The 18,611-nt window shown below is 74.8% G+C and carries 16 protein-coding genes; all 16 read right to left on the bottom strand.

Annotation, left to right across the window (positions count from 1 at the left end; genetic code table 11):
* Nucleotides 1-83: 83 nt before the first annotated feature.
* The 16 genes from V6D49_RS10245 to V6D49_RS10320 all read right to left on the bottom strand — a co-directional run bounded on the left by V6D49_RS10245 (nucleotide 84) and on the right by V6D49_RS10320 (nucleotide 18,605).
* Nucleotides 84-434 carry a VOC family protein gene (locus tag V6D49_RS10245; protein ID WP_340558954.1) on the bottom strand — a complete coding sequence of 117 codons (351 nt, stop codon included), beginning with the start codon at nucleotides 432-434 and terminating at the stop codon, nucleotides 84-86.
* Nucleotides 431-829 carry a YccF domain-containing protein gene (locus V6D49_RS10250; RefSeq protein WP_340558956.1) on the bottom strand — a complete coding sequence of 133 codons (399 nt, stop codon included), beginning with the start codon at nucleotides 827-829 and terminating at the stop codon, nucleotides 431-433. Before V6D49_RS10250 ends, V6D49_RS10245 begins: the two co-directional genes overlap by 4 nt.
* Nucleotides 826-1,689, bottom strand: coding sequence for a zinc metalloprotease HtpX (htpX, locus tag V6D49_RS10255; RefSeq protein WP_340558957.1), 864 nt, complete (start codon nucleotides 1,687-1,689; stop codon nucleotides 826-828). Before htpX ends, V6D49_RS10250 begins: the two co-directional genes overlap by 4 nt.
* Nucleotides 1,690-1,833: 144 nt before the next feature.
* Complete coding sequence (locus V6D49_RS10260; RefSeq protein ID WP_340558959.1) at nucleotides 1,834-3,420, bottom strand: NADH-quinone oxidoreductase subunit N; 1,587 nt, start codon at nucleotides 3,418-3,420, stop codon at nucleotides 1,834-1,836.
* Nucleotides 3,417-5,003 (bottom strand): complex I subunit 4 family protein, encoded by a 1,587-nt coding sequence (locus V6D49_RS10265; RefSeq protein WP_340558961.1) that lies wholly within the window; start codon nucleotides 5,001-5,003, stop codon nucleotides 3,417-3,419. The genes V6D49_RS10260 and V6D49_RS10265 overlap by 4 nt, the downstream gene beginning before the upstream one ends.
* A 3-nt stretch (nucleotides 5,004-5,006) precedes the next feature.
* Nucleotides 5,007-7,178: an NADH-quinone oxidoreductase subunit 5 family protein gene (locus V6D49_RS10270; RefSeq protein ID WP_340558963.1), complete on the bottom strand. Its 2,172-nt coding sequence runs from the start codon at nucleotides 7,176-7,178 to the stop codon at nucleotides 5,007-5,009.
* Nucleotides 7,175-7,549 carry an NADH-quinone oxidoreductase subunit NuoK gene (gene nuoK / locus V6D49_RS10275; RefSeq protein WP_340558965.1) on the bottom strand — a complete coding sequence of 125 codons (375 nt, stop codon included), beginning with the start codon at nucleotides 7,547-7,549 and terminating at the stop codon, nucleotides 7,175-7,177. The genes V6D49_RS10270 and nuoK overlap by 4 nt, the downstream gene beginning before the upstream one ends.
* Nucleotides 7,549-8,121 (bottom strand): NADH-quinone oxidoreductase subunit J family protein, encoded by a 573-nt coding sequence (locus V6D49_RS10280; protein ID WP_340558966.1) that lies wholly within the window; start codon nucleotides 8,119-8,121, stop codon nucleotides 7,549-7,551. The genes nuoK and V6D49_RS10280 overlap by 1 nt, the downstream gene beginning before the upstream one ends.
* Nucleotides 8,118-8,720, bottom strand: a complete 603-nt coding sequence (locus V6D49_RS10285; protein ID WP_340558968.1) for a NuoI/complex I 23 kDa subunit family protein — start codon at nucleotides 8,718-8,720, stop codon at nucleotides 8,118-8,120. The genes V6D49_RS10280 and V6D49_RS10285 overlap by 4 nt, the downstream gene beginning before the upstream one ends.
* Entirely contained in the window at nucleotides 8,720-9,679 is a 960-nt protein-coding gene (locus V6D49_RS10290; protein ID WP_340558969.1) for a complex I subunit 1/NuoH family protein, read from the bottom strand. The genes V6D49_RS10285 and V6D49_RS10290 overlap by 1 nt, the downstream gene beginning before the upstream one ends.
* The gene (locus V6D49_RS10295) at nucleotides 9,679-10,626 is read right to left on the bottom strand and encodes an NADH-quinone oxidoreductase subunit C (RefSeq protein WP_445330497.1); all 948 of its coding nucleotides are present in this window, start codon (nucleotides 10,624-10,626) and stop codon (nucleotides 9,679-9,681) included. The genes V6D49_RS10290 and V6D49_RS10295 overlap by 1 nt, the downstream gene beginning before the upstream one ends.
* Nucleotides 10,623-11,270 (bottom strand): NADH-quinone oxidoreductase subunit B, encoded by a 648-nt coding sequence (locus tag V6D49_RS10300; RefSeq protein WP_340558971.1) that lies wholly within the window; start codon nucleotides 11,268-11,270, stop codon nucleotides 10,623-10,625. Before V6D49_RS10300 ends, V6D49_RS10295 begins: the two co-directional genes overlap by 4 nt.
* Nucleotides 11,261-11,626, bottom strand: a complete 366-nt coding sequence (locus V6D49_RS10305) for an NADH-quinone oxidoreductase subunit A (protein ID WP_191209822.1) — start codon at nucleotides 11,624-11,626, stop codon at nucleotides 11,261-11,263. Before V6D49_RS10305 ends, V6D49_RS10300 begins: the two co-directional genes overlap by 10 nt.
* A 276-nt stretch (nucleotides 11,627-11,902) precedes the next feature.
* Nucleotides 11,903-13,333, bottom strand: a complete 1,431-nt coding sequence (locus V6D49_RS10310; RefSeq protein WP_340558972.1) for a DUF6177 family protein — start codon at nucleotides 13,331-13,333, stop codon at nucleotides 11,903-11,905.
* Entirely contained in the window at nucleotides 13,330-17,367 is a 4,038-nt protein-coding gene (gene eccCa / locus V6D49_RS10315; RefSeq protein WP_340558973.1) for a type VII secretion protein EccCa, read from the bottom strand. Before eccCa ends, V6D49_RS10310 begins: the two co-directional genes overlap by 4 nt.
* On the bottom strand, nucleotides 17,364-18,605 hold the full coding sequence (locus V6D49_RS10320) for a MinD/ParA family ATP-binding protein (protein WP_340558975.1): 1,242 nt from the start codon (nucleotides 18,603-18,605) through the stop codon (nucleotides 17,364-17,366). The genes eccCa and V6D49_RS10320 overlap by 4 nt, the downstream gene beginning before the upstream one ends.
* Between the last annotated feature and the right edge of the window lie 6 nt (nucleotides 18,606-18,611).

Genomic DNA, 18,611 nt, shown 5'->3' on the forward strand with positions numbered 1-18,611 from the left:
GCAAAGCTATCCGCGGGCCCGCCCGTTGTCCTGCGGTTTTTCGGGCGGCGGCCGGCCAAAGCGGTGGCCGGCCCGCGCGGTGGTCAGGCGTCGCGGTGGCTGACGACGTTGACCACGCGCCCCTCGGGGTCGCGGGTGAAGAAGCGGCGCACGCCCCAGGGCTCGTCGGTCAGCGGGTGGACGATCTCGGCCCCGGAGGCCAGGACGGCGGCGTGGACGGCGTCGACGTCGTCCACCTCGATGCTGAGGTCGGGGACGACGGGCGCCGTCTCCTCCCGGATGAAGAGGAGCTGGGCCGTGGGGTTGGACGGGGAGGCCAGGGCCATGACCCAGCCCAGGTTCATGACCTCCTCCAGGCCGAGGAGGCCGTAGAAGTCGCGGTTCTCGGCCAGGGCATGGGTGTGGGCGTCGGGGACGACGCGGCGGACGGTCATCGGAGTGCGTACCCCCGGGGTGCGTCGGAGCGGACGATCTCGCGGCCGAGCGGCATCAGCGAGACGGGCACCAGCTTGAAGTTGGCGATGCCGAACGGGATGCCGATGATCGTGAGACAGAACACGACGCCGGTGGCGATGTGCCCGAGGGCCAGCCACCAGCCGGCCAGGACGAGCCACAGGATGTTGCCGACGAGGGAGCCCGCGCCCGCGTCACGCCGTTCGACCACGGAGTAGCCGAAGGGCCAGAGCGCGTAGACGCCGATACGGAAGGACGCGATGCCGAAGGGGATGCCGATGACGGTGATGCACAGGAGCACGCCCGCCGCGAGGTAGCCCAGGAAGAGCCAGAAGCCGACGAGCACCAGCCAGATGACGTTCAGAATCGTCTTCACGGCGTCCAGCCTGCCATGCGTTCGAGCCGTGCGATGCGTTCGTCCATCGGGGGGTGCGTGGAGAAGAGCCGGGAGAGCCCCTCACCGGGCCGGAACGGGTTGGCGATCATGAGGTGGCTGGACGTCTCCAGCCGGGGCTCGGGGGGCAGCGGCAGCCGCTTGGTGCCCGCGTCGAGCTTGCGCAGGGCGGAGGCGAGGGCCAGCGGGTCACCGGTGAGCTGCGCCCCGTCGGCGTCGGCCTCGAACTCGCGGGAGCGGCTGACGGCGAGGCGGATCACGGAGGCGGCGAGGGGCCCGAGGATCATGAGCATCAGCATGCCGACGAGGCCGGGGCCCTCGTCGTCGTCGGTGCGGCCGAAGGGGATGAGCCAGGCGAAGTTGGCCAGGAAGACGACGACGGAGGCCAGCGCCCCGGCGACGGAGGCGATGAGGATGTCCCGGTTGTGGACGTGGCTCAGCTCGTGCGCGAGGACGCCGCGCAGCTCGCGTTCGTCGAGGAGGCTCAGGATGCCCTCGGTGCAGCAGACGGCGGCGTTGCGCGGGGTGCGTCCGGTGGCGAACGCGTTGGGGGCCTGGGTGGGTGAGACGTACAGCCGGGGCATGGGCCGACGCGCGGCGGTGGAGAGCTCGCGGACGATGCGGTAGAGCTGGGGCGCCTGGAACTCGCTGACGGGGCGGGCGCGCATGGCCCGCAGGGCGAGCCGGTCGCTGTTCCAGTAGGCGTAGGCGTTCGTGCCGAGCGCCACGAGGACGGCGACGAGCAGGCCGGTGCGGCCGAAGAAGCCGCCGACGACGACGATCAGCGCGGACAGCGACCCCAGCAGCAGGGCGGTCCTCAGGCCGTTGTTGCGGCGGTGCACGGTACGCCCTCCAGGTGGTGCAGCAGGGGAGCGCCTCGCTCCGGTGGTCCGTCCACCTTCCAGTGGAACCTCCCGGAGGGGACAACGCGAGGCGCCGTCCACGGGTTCCCGCCGGTGGGCGGGGTGCTGAACCGATCCGGCGGGTTACAGGAGGGAGCCGGAGACGAAGCGCAGGACGAGCTGCGGCGCACCGGAGAGGACGACGCCCGCGACGGCGGTCACCGCCAGGGCGACGCCGATGGGTGCCGGGAGGCTGATCCGGGCGGGGGTGCCCACGGGGGCGCGGAACAGGAGGGCCGTCCAGCGGAGGTAGTAGACGAGGCCGATGACGACGTTGACGGCCATGACGACGGCGAGCTGGCCCAGCCCGGCGTCGACGGCCGCCGCGAAGACGCTGACCTTGGCGAACAGGCCGATGACGCCCGGCGGCAGCCCGGCCAGGCAGAGCAGGAAGAACGCGAGGGCGAGGGCGGTCGCCGGGTGGGCGGCGTAGAGGCCGCGGAAGTCGGCCACGCGGGTGCCGCCGTCCGTGCCGGGCCGCCCGCCCGCGCGCGGGGCGCGGTGCAGGCGCAGGACGACGGCGAAGGCGCCGAGGTTCACGACGGCGTACATGAGGGCGTAGGCGACGGTGGCGCCCACGGCCCGCCCGGGGTCGTCGCTGTAGGCGGCCGAGGCGATGGGCACCAGGAGGTAGCCGGCCTGGGCGACGGACGACCAGGCCAGCAGCCGTACCGCGCTGTGCGGGGCGTCGGGGCGCTGCCGCAGCGCGCCCACGTTGCCGACGGTCATGGTGAGTGCGGCCAGCACGCCGACGACCGGGCCCCAGGTGCTGGCGTAGGCGGGGAAGGCGTAGAGGGTGACGAGGATGAGACCGGAGAACCCGGCGGCCTTGCCGATGACGGACAGGTAGGCGGCGACGGGCACGGGCGCGCCGACGTAGGTCTCCGGCACCCAGAAGTGGTAGGGCACGGCGGCCGTCTTGAAGGCGAAGCCGACGAGGGTCAGGACGATTCCGGCGGGGACGAGCACGGTGAGCCGGGGGTCGACGTCGGTCAGGCTCTGGGCGACGGTCCGCAGGTGGAGGCTGCCGGTGGCGGCGTAGACGAAGCTGATGCCGAGCAGGCTGACGGCGGTGGCCGTGACGGAGGACAGGAAGAACTTCAGCGCGGCCTCGGACGCCTTCCGGTCCTCGCGGCGCAGGGCGATCAGCGCGAAGACGGGCAGCGAGGCGACTTCGAGGGCGACGACGAGCGTGGCCAGGTCGCGGGCGGCGGGCAGCAGCGCGGCGCCCGCGACCGAGGCGAGCAGCAGGAACCAGTACTCGCCGGGCGGAAGCTTGCTGTCGGCGACGGTCGTCACGGAGAGCAGGGCGGTGAGCAGCGCGCCGCCGAGGACGAGGAGCTGGATCGCCAGCGCGAAGCCGTCGGCGGTGTAGCTGCACGCGGCGGCGTCGGTGGTGAGGCAGAACGTGGAGCGGTCCTCGCCGATCAGCGGCAGCAGGGAGAGCATGGCGAGGGCGAGGCCCGCGACGGCGGCCCAGCCGAGCAGCGGCTTGCGCCGCTCGGGCAGGAAGAGGTCGGCCAGGAGGAGGAGCAGGGCGACGGCGGCGGTGACGGCGACGGGGGCGAGCGCGACCCAGTCGACCGACTGCACCAGGTCCGCGGCGAGCGCGGTGACGTCCCCCGGGTGCGCCGACGCGGCGGGCGGGGCGGGGGCGGCGGTCTCGGTCATCGGCTGACTCCCGGCAGGAGGTTCTGCACGGCCGGGTCGGTGAGCCCGAGGAGGAGCGCGGGCCACAGTCCGGCCAGGACGGTGAGGACGACGAGCGGCGTCCAGGCGGCGAACTCGTAGCCGCGGACGTCCGGGAGCGCGGCGGTGTCCGGCTGCCGTTCGCCCATGCAGACGCGCCGGACGACGAGCAGCAGGTAGGCGGCGGTGAGCAGGGTGCCGAGGCCGCCGAGGGCCATGAAGACCAGGTAGGCGGGGCGGCTGAGCCCGTCGGCGGGGTGGTAGGCGCCGAGGAGGGCCAGCATCTCGCCCCAGAAGCCGGCGAGGCCGGGCAGCCCGAGGGAGGCGACGGCGCCGAAGGCGAGCAGCCCGCCGAAGCGCGGCGCGCGGCCGTAGAGCCCGGCGCCCCGGCCGCCTGCCGCCTGGGTGGCGAGGGCGTCGAGGTCGGTGGAGCCGGTGCGTTCCTTGAGGGCGCCGACGAGGAAGAAGAGCAGGCCGGTGATGAGGCCGTGGGCGACGTTGGCGAACAGGGCGCCGTTGACGCCCGTCCGGGTCAGGGTGGCGATGCCGAGGAGGACGAAGCCCATGTGGCCCACGGACGAGTAGGCGATGAGCCGCTTGAGGTCGCCCCCACCGCCCCGGCGGACGAGGGCCAGGCAGGCCAGGGAGCCGTAGAGGATGCCGACGACGGCGAAGGCCGCCAGGTAGGGGGCGAAGTAGGCGGCGCCCTCCGGGGCGGCGGGCAGCACGATGCGGACGAGCCCGTAGGTGCCCATCTTCAGCATGACGCCGGCCAGCAGGACCGATCCGACGGTGGGCGCGGCGGTGTGCGCGTCGGGGAGCCAGGTGTGCAGGGGCCACATCGGCGTCTTGACGGCGAAGCCGATACCGAGGGCGAGCACGGCGATGATCTGCGTGGTGCGGCCGATGCCGGAGCCGTTGTCAGAGGCGAGTGCCACCATGTCGAACGTGCCGGCCGTGAGGCCGACGAGCAGCAGCCCGAGCAGCATGACGACGGAACCGAGCAGCGTGTAGAGGATGAACTTCCAGGCCGCCCTGGCGCGGCCCTCGCCGCCCCAGCGGGCGATGAGGAAGTACATCGGGACGAGCACCATCTCGAAGGCGAGGAAGAACAGCACCAGGTCGAGGACGGCGAAGGTGGCGAGGGTGCCGGCCTCCAGGACGAGGAGGAGGGCGACGAACGCCGTGGGGGTCGGGCCCTTCGGCGGGTTCCGGTAGCTGTAGAGGGCGCAGAGGAACGTCAGCAGGGCGGTCAGGACGAGGAGGGGGAGCGAGATGCCGTCGACGCCGAGGTGGAGCCGGATGCCGAGGGCGGGGATCCAGGAGATATCGGTGCCGCCCTGGATGTCCTCCGCGCGGTCGTAGTCGAAGCCGGCGGCGAGGGCCAGGGCGGCGGCGAGGACGACGCCGGTGACGGTCACGCCGTGCCGCAGCACGGCCTGCTCGGGGCTGCGGCCGCGCAGTCCGGGCGGGGCGGGCAGCAGGGCGGCCGCCGCGCCGAGCAGGGGCAGCGTGACGACGGCCGCCAGGAGGTACTGCAGCACGGTGTCGTTGAGGGTGATCACGGCTCACGCTCCGGCGAGGACGACGGCGAGGACCAGCACGACGGACGCGGCGAGCAGGGCGCTCAGGTAGGTCTGCACGTTGCCGGTCTGGGCGAGGCGGACGGCCCGGCCGAGCCAGCCGGTGGCCGTCCCGGCGCCGCGCACGTAGGCGTCGATGACCTCGCGGTCCAGGAAGCGCACGAGCCGGGCCGCGCCCTGCACGGGGGTGACGAACGCGCGCTGGTACAGCGCGTCGAGGCGGAAGCCGTCGACGGCGCTGCGGTGGAGCGGGCCGAGCAGCGCGGGCCCGGGGTCGACCGAGCCGTAGGTGACGGCGTGCCGCCAGGCGGCCCAGGTGACGGCGGCGCCCGCGGCGGCGGCGCCGGTGGCCAGGACGGAGGTGACGAGCGTCGGGCCGAGGCTGCCGCCGCCGAGCCAGTGCGGCAGCCAGTCGTAGAAGAGGCCGAAGGCGAGGGAGGGCACGGCGAGCACCCACAGGACGAGCGTCATGACGGGCGGCTGGTGCGGGTGGCCGCGCTCCGGGCCCGGGTCGCGGCCGGTGTCGAGCGCGGCCTCGGCGGACGGGACGGTCGTGTCGTCGGCGGCGGCCAGGGCGACGGCCTCCGTGGCGCCGGGCTCGGGGGCGGCGGCGTCCTCGGTGTCCGGGGTGCCCGCGTCCAGGGAACCGGCCGGGGCGGTGACGGCGTGGGAGCCGCCGGTGCGGGCGGCGCTCGCCTGCGCGGGTCCGGTGCCGGGCCCGGCGGCGGCACCGGCGGCGGCCGTGGCGGCACCGGCCGGTGCGGGGGCCGGGGCGACGGCGGGCGGGACGGCGGCCTCGCCCCGGCAGGCCAGCAGCCACAGCCGGGTGGCGTAGGCGGCGGTCAGCGCGGCGGTGAGCAGCCCGGCGACGAGCACGATCCACCCGGCGGCGGCCGGGATGCCGACGGCCGGGTCGAGCGCCGTGTGCTCGGCGGCCCCGAGCACGGCCTCCTTGGAGAAGAAGCCGCTGAACGGCGGGACGGCGGCGAGCGCCAGCAGGCCGATCGTCAGCGTCCAGTAGACGTCGGGGACGCGCCGGGCGGTGCCGCCCGCCCGCGCCATCGCGGTGAGCGACCCGGTACCGGCGGCGTGGATGAGCACGCCGGCGGCCAGGAAGAGCAGCGCCTTGAAGGCGCCGTGGGAGAGGAGGTGGAAGATCGCCGCGCCCCGGTTGTCGACGGCCAGGGCCCCGGCGAGGTAGCCGAGCTGACCGATCGTGGAGTAGGCGAGCACGCGCTTGATGTCGTCCTGCGCGAGCGCGGCCAGCGCGGAGCCGGCCATCGTCACGGCCGCCAGCAGGGCGAGCACGACGAGGGCTGCGGCCGAGGCCGTGAAGACGGGGAGCAGCCGGGCCACGAAGTACACGCCGGCGGCGACCATCGTCGCGGCGTGGATGAGCGCCGAGACGGGCGTGGGACCGGCCATCGCGTCCGGCAGCCAGGTGTGCAGGGGGAACTGGGCGGACTTCCCCGCGACGCCCGCGAGCAGCAGCAGCGCGATCACCGTGGGGTGGTCGAGCTGGAAGTCGGCCAGCGAGGAGGTGAGCCGGGTGACGATCGTGGAGATGCGGAACGTTCCCGCCTCGGAGCCGAGCGCGAGGATGCCGATGAGGAACGGCACGTCGCCGAGCTTGGTGACGAGGAACGCCTTGAGGGAGGCGGCGCGGGCGGCGGACGTCTCCCAGTAGTGCCCGACGAGGAAGTACGAGCAGATGCCCATGATCTCCCAGCCGACCAGCAGCACGATGAGGTCGTCGCTGTAGACGACGAGCAGCATCGCGGCGGTGAAGAGGGAGACGAGGGCGGCGTAGGAGGCGTAGCGGGGGTCGTCCCGCAGGTAGCCGGTGGAGTAGAGCTGCACGCAGGTCGCGACGGTGCCGACGAGCACGGCGACGAGCACGGCGGTGCCGTCGAGCTGGAAGGCCAGCTCGACGGGGAGGGCCGCGTTACCGGTGGGCGTCAGCTCGGTGGCGGCGGTCAGCGGGGCCCGCCCGCCCTGCCGTACGGCGACGACGATCGCCAGGACGGCGGCCGTCAGCGTCGGCAGGACGGCGAGGGGGCGGACGAAGCCGGGGGCCCGACGGCCGGCGGCGAGCCCGGCGACGGCGCCGAGCGCGGGCAGGAGGGGGACCAGGACGGCGAGGGTCGTCGTGCTCACGCGGCGGCCTCCGCCTTGTCTGCGTCTGCTTCCGCGTCTGCGGCGGTGTCGGTGGGCGCGGGGGGCGGCTCGGCGAGGTCGCGGAGCTCGTCGACGTCGGAGCCGGCCCGGTTGCGGTAGACCTGCAGCACGATCGCGAGGCCGATGCCGATCTCGGCGGCGGCGATGGCGATGGTGAAGAGGGTGAGGCTCTGCCCGGCGCGCAGGGTGTCGCGCAGCCACACGTCGAAGGCGACGAGGTTCAGGTTGACGGCGTTGAGCATGAGCTCGACGGAGATCAGCACCAGGACGGCGTTGCGCCGGGCGAGGACCCCGTACAGGCCGATGCTGAAGAGCAGGGCGGCGAGCACGGCGGGGTAGACGAGATGCATCAGCGCTCCTCCTCCGGCGCGGCGGCGTCCGGGGCGTCCTGGGAGTCCGGGCCGCTGCGGCGGCGGGAGACGACGATGGCGCCGACGAGGGCGGCGAGCAGCAGCAGGGAGAGGGCCTCGAAGGGCAGCACCCAGTGCCGGAACAGCGCCTCGCCGATGGCCTGCGTCGAGCCCTGCGGGGTGTCCAGGTCGATCCAGGCGGTGCGGAAGGCGTCCACGACGACGGTGACGAGCGTCGCGGCGGCGGCGAGGGCCACGGCGAGAGCGACCCAGCGGTTGCCGGAGTCCGCGTCGGGCGAGCGGCCGACGGGCGCCCGCGTGAGCATCAGCCCGAACAGCAGCAGGACGACGATCGAGCCGACGTAGATGAGGACCTGCACCCAGGCGACGAACTCGGCCGTGAGCAGCAGGTACTCCACCGCGATCCCGCCGAGCGCGACGACGAGCCACAGCGCGGCGTGCACCAGCTGTTTCGTGGTGACGGCGACGAGCGCGGCGCCGAGGGTGACGAGGCCGGTGAGGACGAAGGCGATCTCCACGCCGGTCGGGGACAGGAAGCCGGGAGCGTTCACGCGCGCTCCCCCGCCCCGTCGCCGTCCCCGGACTCCCCTGCCGGGGGCGCGTCGGACGCGGCGGCCTCAGCCGCCGCCTCGGCGGCGGCCAGCTTGTCGGCCGCCTTGCGGGCGGCGCCGAGCTCCTTGGGCTCCTCGGCGGCCGGGTCGAGCGGCGGCGGCTCGGGCACCGTCCACATCCACTCCCGCAGCTTGTCGCGCTCGTGGGTCAGCTCACGGATGTCCGTCTCGGCGTACTCGAACTCGGGCGACCAGAACAGCGCGTCGAACGGACACACCTCGATGCAGATCCCGCAGTACATGCACAGCGAGAAGTCGATCGCGAACCGGTCGAGCACGTTGCGGCTGCGTTCCCGGCCACCGGGAGCGGTGGCGGGGAGCGTCTCCTTGTGCGAGTCGATGTAGATGCACCAGTCCGGGCACTCGCGGGCGCAGAGCATGCAGACCGTGCAGTTCTCCTCGAAGAGGCCGATGACGCCGCGACTGCGCGCGGGCAGGTGCGGCTGCACGTCCGGGTAGTGCGCGGTGTGCGACCGGCGGGTCATCGTCTTCAGGGTGACGGCGAGGCCCTTGGCCAGGCCGGAGCCGGGGAGACCCATCAGGGGAACACCACCTTCACGACACCGGTGACGGCGATCTGGAGCAGCGCGAGCGGCACCAGCACCGTCCAGGCGAACTTCTGGATCTGGTCGGCCCGCATCCGGGGCCAGGCGACGCGCATCCAGATCACCAGGAAACTGAGCGCGGCGGTCTTGAGCAGCATCCACAGCCAGCCGAGCTGGTCGGCGAACGGGCCGTGCCAGCCGCCGAGGAAGAGCACGGCCGTGAGCGCCGAGACGACGACGATGCCCGCGTACTCGGCGAGCATGAACAGCGCGAAGCGCAGGCCGCCGTACTCGGTGAGCGGGCCGAAGATGATCTCCTCGGGGGCGAGCGGCGCGTCGAAGGGCGGGCGGTGCAGCTCGGCGACCCCGGCGGTGAAGAAGACGAAGGCGCCGATCAGCTGCCACGGCAGCCACCACCACTCCCACGTGTCCAGGATGCCGGGCAGGGAGAGCGTTCCGGCGGCCATGGCGACGGAGGCGGCCGACAGGAGCAGCGGCAGTTCGTAGGCCATCAGCTGGGCGGCGGTGCGCAGGCCGCCGAGCAGGCTGTACTTGTTGGCCGAGGCCCAGCCGCCCATGAGCTGGCCGAGCACGCCCACGCCGAGGACGGCGAGGACGAAGAAGATGCCCGCGTCGATGGCCTGCCCGACCCCACCGTTGGGCGCGACGGGGATGGCGACGAGCACCAGCAGGTAGGGGACGAGGGCCACGGCCGGGGCGAGCTGGAAGATCCTCCGGTCCGCCTCGGTCGGGACGACGTCCTCCTTCTGGGCGAACTTGACGCCGTCGGCGACGAGCTGGGCCCAGCCGTGGAAGCCGCCCGCGTACATCGGGCCCACCCGGCCCTGCATGTGGGCCATGACCTTGTGCTCGGCCTGGCCCACGAGGAGCGGGAGGGTGAGGAAGGCGAGGAGGACGGCGGCGAGCCGCCACGCGACGTCGAGGAAGTCCATTACGGGGTGCCCTCCTCTCCGTCGGTCCCGGTCCCGCGCCGGTCGGCGTCGGTCCGGTCGGGCTCGGCGGGGCCGGGCTCGGTCGGGCCGGGGTCGTCGCCGCGCGACTCGGGGGCGGGCTCCTGCGGCGGCTGCTCGCGCCACGGCACGTCGGCGGCGCGCGCCCGGCGCGGCGCGGCGGGCGTCCCGGTGGCGGGCGTCCCGGTGGCCGGGGTGTCGGCCGTCGGCGTCTCCGCGCCGGTGGTGGCGCGCTGGCTGGCGGAGCCCGCCGAGGCGGTGCGGGTACGGCGGGGCGGACGGTCGCCCGCCGCCGCGCGGCCCCGTGCGGGCCGGGCCGGGGCCGGGGGCAGCTGGCCCTTGAGCGGTCCCCACTCGTTGGGGTCGGGGACGCCGGGCGGGAGCATCTGACGGCGCTTGGGCCCGCCGTGCCCGGCTGCGGACTCCCCCGGCTCCTTCGCGCCGGGCCACGCCTTGGCGACGCGGGCGGCCAGCACGAAGTCCTTGCGCAGCGGGTGGCCCTCGAAGGTGTCGGGCAGCAGCAGCGGCGTCAGCCCGGGGTGGCCGGTGAAGTCGACGCCGAACATCTCGTGCGTCTCGCGCTCGTGCCACCCGGCCCCGGGGTAGACGCCGGTGGCCGACGGCAGGGCGGGCGCGTCGTGCGGGACGGTGGTGCGCAGCACCAGCCGCCGGACGCCGCCTGCGGCCTCGGCGCCGCCGGGCGCGGGCAGGGCGACGAGGTGGGCGCAGACGAGGAAGCCGGTGCCGGGCTCGTCGACGGCGCTGAGCCAGTCGAAGTAGGTGCAGCCCAGGGAGTCGCGGGCGGTCTCCAGCGCGGGGAGCCACCCGGCGGCGGGGACGTCGACGGTCAGCAGACCGAAGGCCTCCTCGGCGCGCGCCTCGGGGCCGAAGAGCTCCTCGGCCGGACGCGGCAGCCATGCGGTGGTCATCGTCCGCCCTCCTCGACGTCCCCGGTCCCGCCCGCACCGGAGCCCGGACCGGCGCCACGCCCGGAGCCCGGGCCGGCGGCGGGGGGCGCCACGAGCGGGCTGGTCAGGGCGGCCGGGGAGGGCCGGGAGGAGGTGCCGTACCGCTCCGCGAGGGACTCGGCGGCGATCTTCTCCTGGAGCTTGAGGATGCCCTGGAGCAGCGCCTCGGGCCGGGGCGGGCAGCCGGGCACGTAGACGTCGACGGGGATGATCTGGTCGACGCCCTTGGTGACGGCGTAGGAGTCCCAGTAGGGGCCGCCGCAGTTGGAGCAGGCCCCGAAGGAGATGACGTACTTCGGCTCGGGCATCTGCTCGTAGAGCCGCTTGACGGCCGGGGCCATCTTGTCCGTGACCGTGCCGGAGACGACCATCAGGTCGGCCTGGCGCGGGCCGGGCGCGAACGGGATGACGCCGAGCCGGATGAAGTCGTGGCGGGCCATGGAGGCGGCGATGAACTCGATCGCGCAGCAGGCGAGCCCGAAGTTGAAGACCCACAGGCTGTACCGGCGTCCCCAGTTGAGGACGACCTTCATGGGCTCGGGGGCGAGCTTGGCGAGGGTGCCGAGCCGGCGCGGCATGGGCAGGTCGGTGCGTGTCACGTCCATGTGAGGACGCCCTTCTTCCAGGCGTAGAGCAGACCCAGGGCGAGCAGGCCGAGGAAGAGGAACATCTCCACCAGGGTCACCGCGCCGAGGGACGCGAAGACCGTGGCCCACGGGAAGAGGAAGATCGAGTCGATGGCGAAGATGACGTAGAGGAAGGCGTAGACGTAGTAGCGGACCTGGGTGTGCGCCCAGTTCTCGCCGACGGGGTCGACTCCGCACTCGTAGGTGAGCATCTTCTCGCGCGTCGGCACGACCGGCCGCAGGAGTGCTCCGGCCGCGAAGGACACGGCCACGAAGAGCACGCCGACGACCGCGACCAGTCCGACGACCGAGTAGCCGTGGAAATAGTCCGGCACCGTCCTACCTCGTCCCTGGTGTGGTCCCTGGCTGTACGCCGGCGTTCGACGTTCTGTACGGACCGGAGTCTAGGCTGTGTTTCGAAGGTCCCGTCTGGCTGGGAACGCCTGGCACGCACGCTCGCGGCGTTGTCGGTCGTCAGCGCAGCCCGCTGCGCTTTCCTCCCTCCGCCTTGCGATCGCACGCACCAGACGCCCCCAGCCCCGCCCTCCGGGCGGACGACGCTACCTTCGAACCACACCCTAGGCCCTGGTCGGACGGCCCCGCGCCCCGTCTCACGGCCCGGTCGACTCGGGGCCGTTCGCCCCGCCCGCCCCCTCTTCCGCCGGTTTGCCCCGCCCGTCCGTCGCCCGCAGGTGCTGGGCGAGTTCCTGGAAACCGCCCCAGCCGACCTCGGCCAGCGGGTAGTACATCCCGGCCCGGGAGGCGGGTCCGAGCTGGACGGGTTCGCCGGCCGACGGCGCGCGGCGGGCGGCGGTCAGGCCGATCTCCGGGACCTCGCCGGGGCCGAGCGCGAAGCCGACGGGCTCGGGCGGGCCCTCCAGGGCGCAGGGCACGGTCAGGTCGGCGCGGCCGTGCCGCTGCTGGGCGAGCAGGGAGACGAGCCCGTGGTGGGCGGCCAGCTCGGCGGCGAGGCCGGGCAGTTCGGTGACGGCCGGTTCCGGGCCGCCCTCGGGGTGGCCGACGGTCAGCGTCATGTCCTCCTCGACGCCGCCCTCGGTGACGGACACGCGCAGCGTGGCGATGGCGGGACGGTCGGGCTGCCCGACGACGACGAGCCAGGTCGGTTCGGCGCGCTCCCGCACGTAGGTGCTCAGCTCCTCGCGCGACCAGGGCGCTCCGGCGGGTTCGGCGGTGCCCCAGCCCGCCGGGAGCGTGCCGGTCAGGCGCTGCCAGGCCTCCTCCAGGGCGCCGCCGAGCAGCAGGTCGGTGGTGGCCCGGTGGCGGGTGCGCACGGAGACGCCGAGCTGGCGGCCGGTGGGCGGGGTGGGCGGCGCGTAGCCGTCGGCGAGCTTCCCGGTGGCGGTGAACGAGCCGTTCTCCCAGCGCAGTTCGGCGCCGGAGAGGCCGTCGAAGTAGCCGCGTCCGGGGTCCTGGACGACCCACCGGTTGGGCAGTCCGGACAGCACGGCGCGGGTGGGGAGGGAGAGTCGGGCCGTGGGCGGGGTGACGAGTTGGAGGGCGCGCTCGGAGTCGGCGACGGCGCGCAGCGTCTCGGACAGCCACGCCGTCATGGCGATCACCGGGCGGTCCTGGATGACGACGGCCACGTCGTCGGTCAGGACGTCCACGGCGGGCTGAGCGGCGGCCGGAGTCGCGGCGACGACGTCCCGCACCGGCGTGCCGACGTCGGGGACGAGCGCGGCGGGGGGCCACACGGCGCCGCCGAGGCGGGTGACGAGGCGGGTGGCGATCGTCCCGGCGAGCCGGTCGCCGCCCTTGGCGGTGGTCGCGGCGCGCACCTCCGTCCACCAGACGGGCCGGTCGGCGTCCAGGCCGAGCAGGCGGCGCACCTCGCCGGGCACCTGGACGAGCATGGGCGCCTCGACGGACGCCAGGGGACGCCCGTCGGCGTCGGTGAGCTGGACGACGGCGCCGTCAGCGACGGTGGCCAGGCGGGTGTCGGGCCCGCCGGACAGGAGCCCGGCCAGGAGCGTCCAGGTGTCGGGCATGCGCTCGGTGAGCGCGACGACGTCCTTGGTCATGCGGTGGTCCCCCTGCCGGATGCGGTGACGTCGGGCTCCTCGGCGAGCGCGGTCTGGATGAGCCGGTTCGGCGCCCCCCGGCGGACGAAGGTGCCACGCCCCGGCGGGCGCTGGGCGGCGCGGACGCCGGGGAAGAGGGCGCCCTCGGAGCGGTCGCCGGTCATGACGAGGCCGGCCGTGCCCGATTCGCGGAGCGTCATGAGGAACGGCTCGTACAGGGCCCGCGAGGCGCCGCCGACGCGCCGGGTGACGACGAAGTGCAGGCCGATGTCCTGCGCGGAGGGCAGGTAGGGCAGGAACGGTTCGAGCGGCGCCTGCCCGGCGGTGGCGAGGACGTCGTAGTCGTCGACGAGGACGACGATGCGCGGACCGCCGATCGACCCACCGCCTGCGGCGAGCACCTCGGGGGCGACGGTGTCGTCCGGCATGCGCTGTTCCAGCTCGGTGGCGATGGCCCCGGCCAGGCCGTGGGCGAGCCGCGCGTTGTGGGCGTAGCCGCCCCGGTACTCCTCGGGGACGAGGCTGTGCAGGCCGCGCCGCGGGTCCATGACGGCGAAGACGAGCTCGTCGTCGCCGTAGCGGTCCATGAGGCCGCGGGCGACCAGGCGCAGCAGGTTCGTCTTGCCGCACTCGCTGTCGCCGAAGACGAGGAGGTGCTGGTCGTGCCGGAAGAGGTCGAGCAGGACGGGTTCCAGCCCGGCCTGGTCCAGGCCGAGGGGGACGCGCTTCGGCTCCCGCTGCGGGGACGGCAGCCGGTCCGGGCCGAGCCGGGCGGGCAGCACCCGCACGGGCGGGGCCTGCTCGCCGGACCACGCGGCGCGCACGGCGCGGACGGCCTGCTCGACGGCGTCGCCCAGGTCCTCGGCGGTGCGCCGGGAGTCGATGCGGGGCAGGGCGCACTGGGCGAAGAGCTTGCCGGTGGTCAGGACGCGGCCCGCCTCCTCGGCGCCGATGGTCTCCACGAGCTTGCGCGCGATGCTCGACTCGCTCGGGTCGTTGAGCCGCAGCTCGACGCGGGTGCCGAACGCGGACTGGGTGGCGATGCGCACGTCGTTCCAGCGCAGCATGCTCGCGACGACGTGGATGCCGTACCCGCCGCCGCGCTTGAGGAGGTCGGCGACGGCCTCGTCCAGCTCCTCGAAGTCCTCGCGCAGGCCGCCGAAGCCGTCGATGACGAGGACGACGTCCGTGGAGCCGAGCTGCGGCAGCTCGCCCCGGGCCCGCATGCGGCGCAGCTGCTCCACGGAGTCGATGCCGTGGTCGCGGAAGAGCTCCTCGCGGGCGGTGAGCATGGCCCGGACCTCTTCGACGGTGCGGGCGGCCCGCTCCCGGTCGGCGCGCCCGGCGACGCCGCCGACGTGCGGCAGCCCGGCCATCGTCTGGAGGCCGCCGCCGACGAGGTCGAGCCCGTAGACGCCGACGTCCTGCGGGGTGTGGGTGAGGGCGAGGGAGAGGATCAGGGTGCGCAGCAGCGTCGTCTTGCCCGACTGCGGGCCGCCGATGACGGCGACGTGCCCGCCCGCGACGGTGAGGTCGAGCAGCCACTGGCCCTGCCACTGCTTGGCCGGGTCGTCCAGCAGGCCGAGTGGGACGCGCAGCGCCTCGGCCGGGCGGCGGGCGAGCCGCATGCCCTGCGGGCCGGTCTCCAGCGGCCCGCCGACGGCGTCCAGCGGCAGGGCCTCCGGGAGCGGGGGCAGCCAGACCTGCGGCACGGCGTCGGGCCGGGCGGCGGCGAGCTGGTCGACGACGGTGGACAGCAGCGTGGGCCCGACGGTGCGCCGCGCGGGGGCGGCCTTCGGCTCGCCGTCGTCGTCACCCTTGCCGTCAGCGCCGCCGAGGGTGTTGTAGGCGGGGTAGGGCAGCGCGGCCGGCCCTTCCTCGCCGTCGTCGGCGCGGCGCACCGGGCCCTGGTAGGGACCGGAGACGTAGGAGGCCTTGAACCGCTCGTAGTGGCTGGTGTCGACCTTGAGGTAGCCGAAGCCGGGAATGGGCGGCAGGTGGAAGGCGTCCGGGGTGTCCAGGACGGTGCGGGACTCCTCGGGCGAGAACGTGCGCAGGCCGAGCCGGTAGGAGAGGTAGGTGTCCAGCCCCTTGAGCTTGCCGCCCTCGATGCGCTGGCTGGAGAGCAGCAGGTGCACGCCGATGGACCGGCCGATGCGGCCGATGGAGAGGAAGAGGTCGATGAAGTCCGGCTTGGCGGTGAGGAGTTCGCCGAACTCGTCGATGACGACGAACAGGTGCGGCAGCGGCGGCAGTTCGGGGCGCTGGGCGCGGGTGGCGACGTAGGTGCCGATGTCGGCGATGTGGCCGGCGTCCTTGAGGACCTGCTGGCGGCGCTTGACCTCCCCGGCGAGGCTGGCGTGCACGCGCTCGACGAGCCCGGCCTTGTTCTCCAGGTTGGTGATGATGCCCGCGACGTGCGGCAGCGTGCCGAAGGGCGCGAACGTCGCGCCGCCCTTGTAGTCGACGAGGACCATGGCCAGGTCCTCGGGCGGGTGCGTGGCGACGAGGGCCAGGACGAGGGTGCGCAGCAGCTCCGACTTGCCGGAGCCCGTCGCGCCGACGCACAGCCCGTGCGGGCCCATGCCCAGCTCGGCGGACTCCTTGAGGTCCAGCAGCACCGGCTCGTGCCCGTCGCCGAGCCCGATCGGCACCCGCAGGAACGACTGGTCCCCGCGCGGCGCCCACAGGCGGCGGACGTCGAGCGCGGCGGGGTCGTCGAGGCCCATCAGCTCGGTGAAGTCCACCGGCCCGGACAGCGGCGCCCCGGACGCGGCCGACTCCGGGGAGAGCCGCAGCGGCGCCAGCATCCGGGCGAGCCCGAGGGCGCCGGCGGCCGTCACCTCGTCCAGCGCGCCGCGCACGACGCGCTGCTCGGGCTGCTCGCCGCGCAGGTCCTCCACGGTGACGTCCGGGCCGTCCACGGTGATGCGCACGGAGACCTGGCCGGGCTCGTCGACGCGCCGCGCGAGCAGGTGCACCACGGTGACGCCCATGTCGCGCAGGGCCACGGCCTCGTCGGGCCGGGCCAGTTCGCGGGCGGCGGCGCCGTGGACGTCGCTGAGGACCAGGAGCCGGGAGCCGAGCTTCAGCGCCTCCCGCCCGGCCAGCCCGCGCCGCACCTCGGCGGCGTACTCGGCCCGGCGGCGCAGGTCCCCGGCGAGCCCGGCGGCGAGCGCCTGCGGGGTCTCGGCGATGCGGCGGGCGCTGACCGGCCCGTCGAACGCCTGCGGGTCCAGGGCGTGCGGCAGCCACTTGGCGAACTCCCAGTCCCCGAGCCGTTCGGCCGGGCAGGCCAGGGCCAGGGCGACGTCGTCCGGCGCGTGCGAGACGGCGGACTGGACGAGGAGCGTGCGGGCCGCCCGCAGGACGTCCTCACGGCTGCCGATGATGCTCACGTTGCCCGCCCGGTCCAGCGGCACGGTGAGCGGCATCTCCGTGGCGGTGGCGAAGCGCTCCTGGAGCCCGGCCGCCTCGTTGAGCATGAAGGGGTCGGGCGGGGTGAGGACGTTGCCGCTCTGCTGCTGCATGGACAGGGTGCGCACGGGCGTCCGGCCGGTGCCGACGCGCACGTCGAGGAAGTCCCGGTCGGTGCGGCGGCGTTCCCACAGCCGGGCCGGGTCGGCCACCAGGTCGTACAGGGCCTCCGGCGGCGGGGCCAGGACGCGGGCGGCGTCCCGGCGGGCCCGGTCCTCGGCGCCCAGCTCCTCGCGCAGGTTCTCCAGGTACTCCAGGTAGCGCTCGCGCTGGGTGCGCCGGGTGCGCTGGGCCCGGCCGCGCTGGCTGAACAGCAGCGCGACGCCGCCGACGACCGCGACGACCAGGACGAGCGCGCCGATCGCCGCGAACTGGCTGCTGCGGATGACGGTCATCATCACGACGGAGCCCATGACGCCCGCCATCGGCAGCAGCGACGTGGCGGCCGAGCCGGCGTTGCCCTCCGGGAGGCTGGGCGGGGGCTCGACGAACCGTTCGGCGGGCGGCGGCAGCGGGCGGGTCGTACGGGCGGGGCGGTGGACGACGCGGACGCTCATCGGCCGTCGGCCCCCGGCGTTCCCGGGCCCGGCGCGCGGCCGGTGCGGGCGCCACGGGACATGGCGCGGTCCATGAGCGTCGCCGCGACGCGGGCGGCGGCCTCGCGCGTGGCCTGGCCGAGCAGGCCCGTCCGGACCTCGCCCCCGGCCGCGAGGTGCCGGTCGTAGGGCAGGGCGAGCACCCGGGCCCCGCCCGCCTCCAGGTGCCCGGCGGCCGCCGTCTCGTCCAGCGTCATGTCGGGGCTGGTGCGGTTGAGGACGACGACGGTCGTCGGGAGCATGCTGCGGTGCAGGCCGCCGAGCCAGTCGAGCACGGTGCGGGTGGCGGCGACGCCCTCCACGGTCGCCGGGCTGACGAGCACCCGCGCCTGGGTCGTCGTCAGCGCGGTGCGGGCCACCTCGGCGGGCAGGGTCTCGCAGTCGACGAGCGTCGTGCCGAAGTAGCGGCGCAGCGAGGTCATCACCACGCGGTAGGTGTCGACGTCGAGCTGCACGCCGACCGAGCCCTGGCTGCCGGGCAGCAGCCACCCGCCGCCCGCGAACGGCAGGAGGTAGCCGGTGACGTCCGTGATCTGGAGCGACGGATCGACGATGCGGGCCAGGTCGCCGCAGGACCAGCGGACCTCGGTGGCGCCCAGGCGGCGCGGCAGCGTGCCCAGCGCCGGGTCCGCCTCCACCGCGAGCACCGGGTCGGTGCGGTAGTGCGCGAACGTCAGGGCCAGCAGGGCGGCGACGGTGGACTTGCCCGCTCCGCCGCGGATGCTGGTGACGGCCATCTGCCGCCCGGTGGTGATGGGTTGCTGGATGGCCTGGGCCGTCTCGGTGGCCGCCGCCGTGTCCTTCGCGGCGGCCGTCACCAGGCGGCGCAGCACCAGCCCGGCGCGGCGGGCGAGGGTGTCCCCGTGCCGGGTGCGGCCCTCGGTGCCCGCGAGCTGCGGCGCCACGACGGGCACCGACACCGGCGTGGGCGGCGGCCCGGCCCGGTGCGGCGCGGCGGCGGACGCCCGCTGCGGCGGCACCGGCTCGGTCGGTGCGGCGGGCGGGGGCTGCGCCGCCTCCCGCTCGGCCGCGCCGGACGACTCCGGGCGCGCGGACGACTCCGGGTGCGCGGACGACTCCGGGTGCGCGGACGACTCCGAGTGCGGGTCCGCACCGGCGGGACGCGACGCCCGCTCGGCGGCGCCGCCCAGCTCGCCCAGCACGGTGTGCTGCCAGTCCCCGTGCGCCGACTGTGCCACAGCAAC

This window comes from Streptomyces sp. GSL17-111, assembly GCF_037911585.1.
Taxonomy (GTDB): Bacteria; Actinomycetota; Actinomycetes; order Streptomycetales; family Streptomycetaceae; genus Streptomyces.

Bases quoted from the DNA above. Each gene is read 5' to 3' on its own strand.
- V6D49_RS10260 (WP_340558959.1), bottom strand. From the start codon at position 3,420: ATGACCGAGACCGCCGCCCCCGCCCCGCCCGCCGCGTCGGCGCACCCG.
- V6D49_RS10285 (WP_340558968.1), bottom strand. From the start codon at position 8,720: ATGGGTCTCCCCGGCTCCGGCCTGGCCAAGGGCCTCGCCGTCACCCTG.
- V6D49_RS10290 (WP_340558969.1), bottom strand. From the start codon at position 9,679: ATGGACTTCCTCGACGTCGCGTGGCGGCTCGCCGCCGTCCTCCTCGCC.
- eccCa (WP_340558973.1), bottom strand. From the start codon at position 17,367: ATGAGCGTCCGCGTCGTCCACCGCCCCGCCCGTACGACCCGCCCGCTG.
- nuoK (WP_340558965.1), bottom strand. From the start codon at position 7,549: ATGCATCTCGTCTACCCCGCCGTGCTCGCCGCCCTGCTCTTCAGCATC.
- V6D49_RS10300 (WP_340558971.1), bottom strand. From the start codon at position 11,270: ATGGACGTGACACGCACCGACCTGCCCATGCCGCGCCGGCTCGGCACC.
- V6D49_RS10295 (WP_445330497.1), bottom strand. From the start codon at position 10,626: ATGACCACCGCATGGCTGCCGCGTCCGGCCGAGGAGCTCTTCGGCCCC.
- V6D49_RS10310 (WP_340558972.1), bottom strand. From the start codon at position 13,333: ATGACCAAGGACGTCGTCGCGCTCACCGAGCGCATGCCCGACACCTGG.
- V6D49_RS10245 (WP_340558954.1), bottom strand. From the start codon at position 434: ATGACCGTCCGCCGCGTCGTCCCCGACGCCCACACCCATGCCCTGGCC.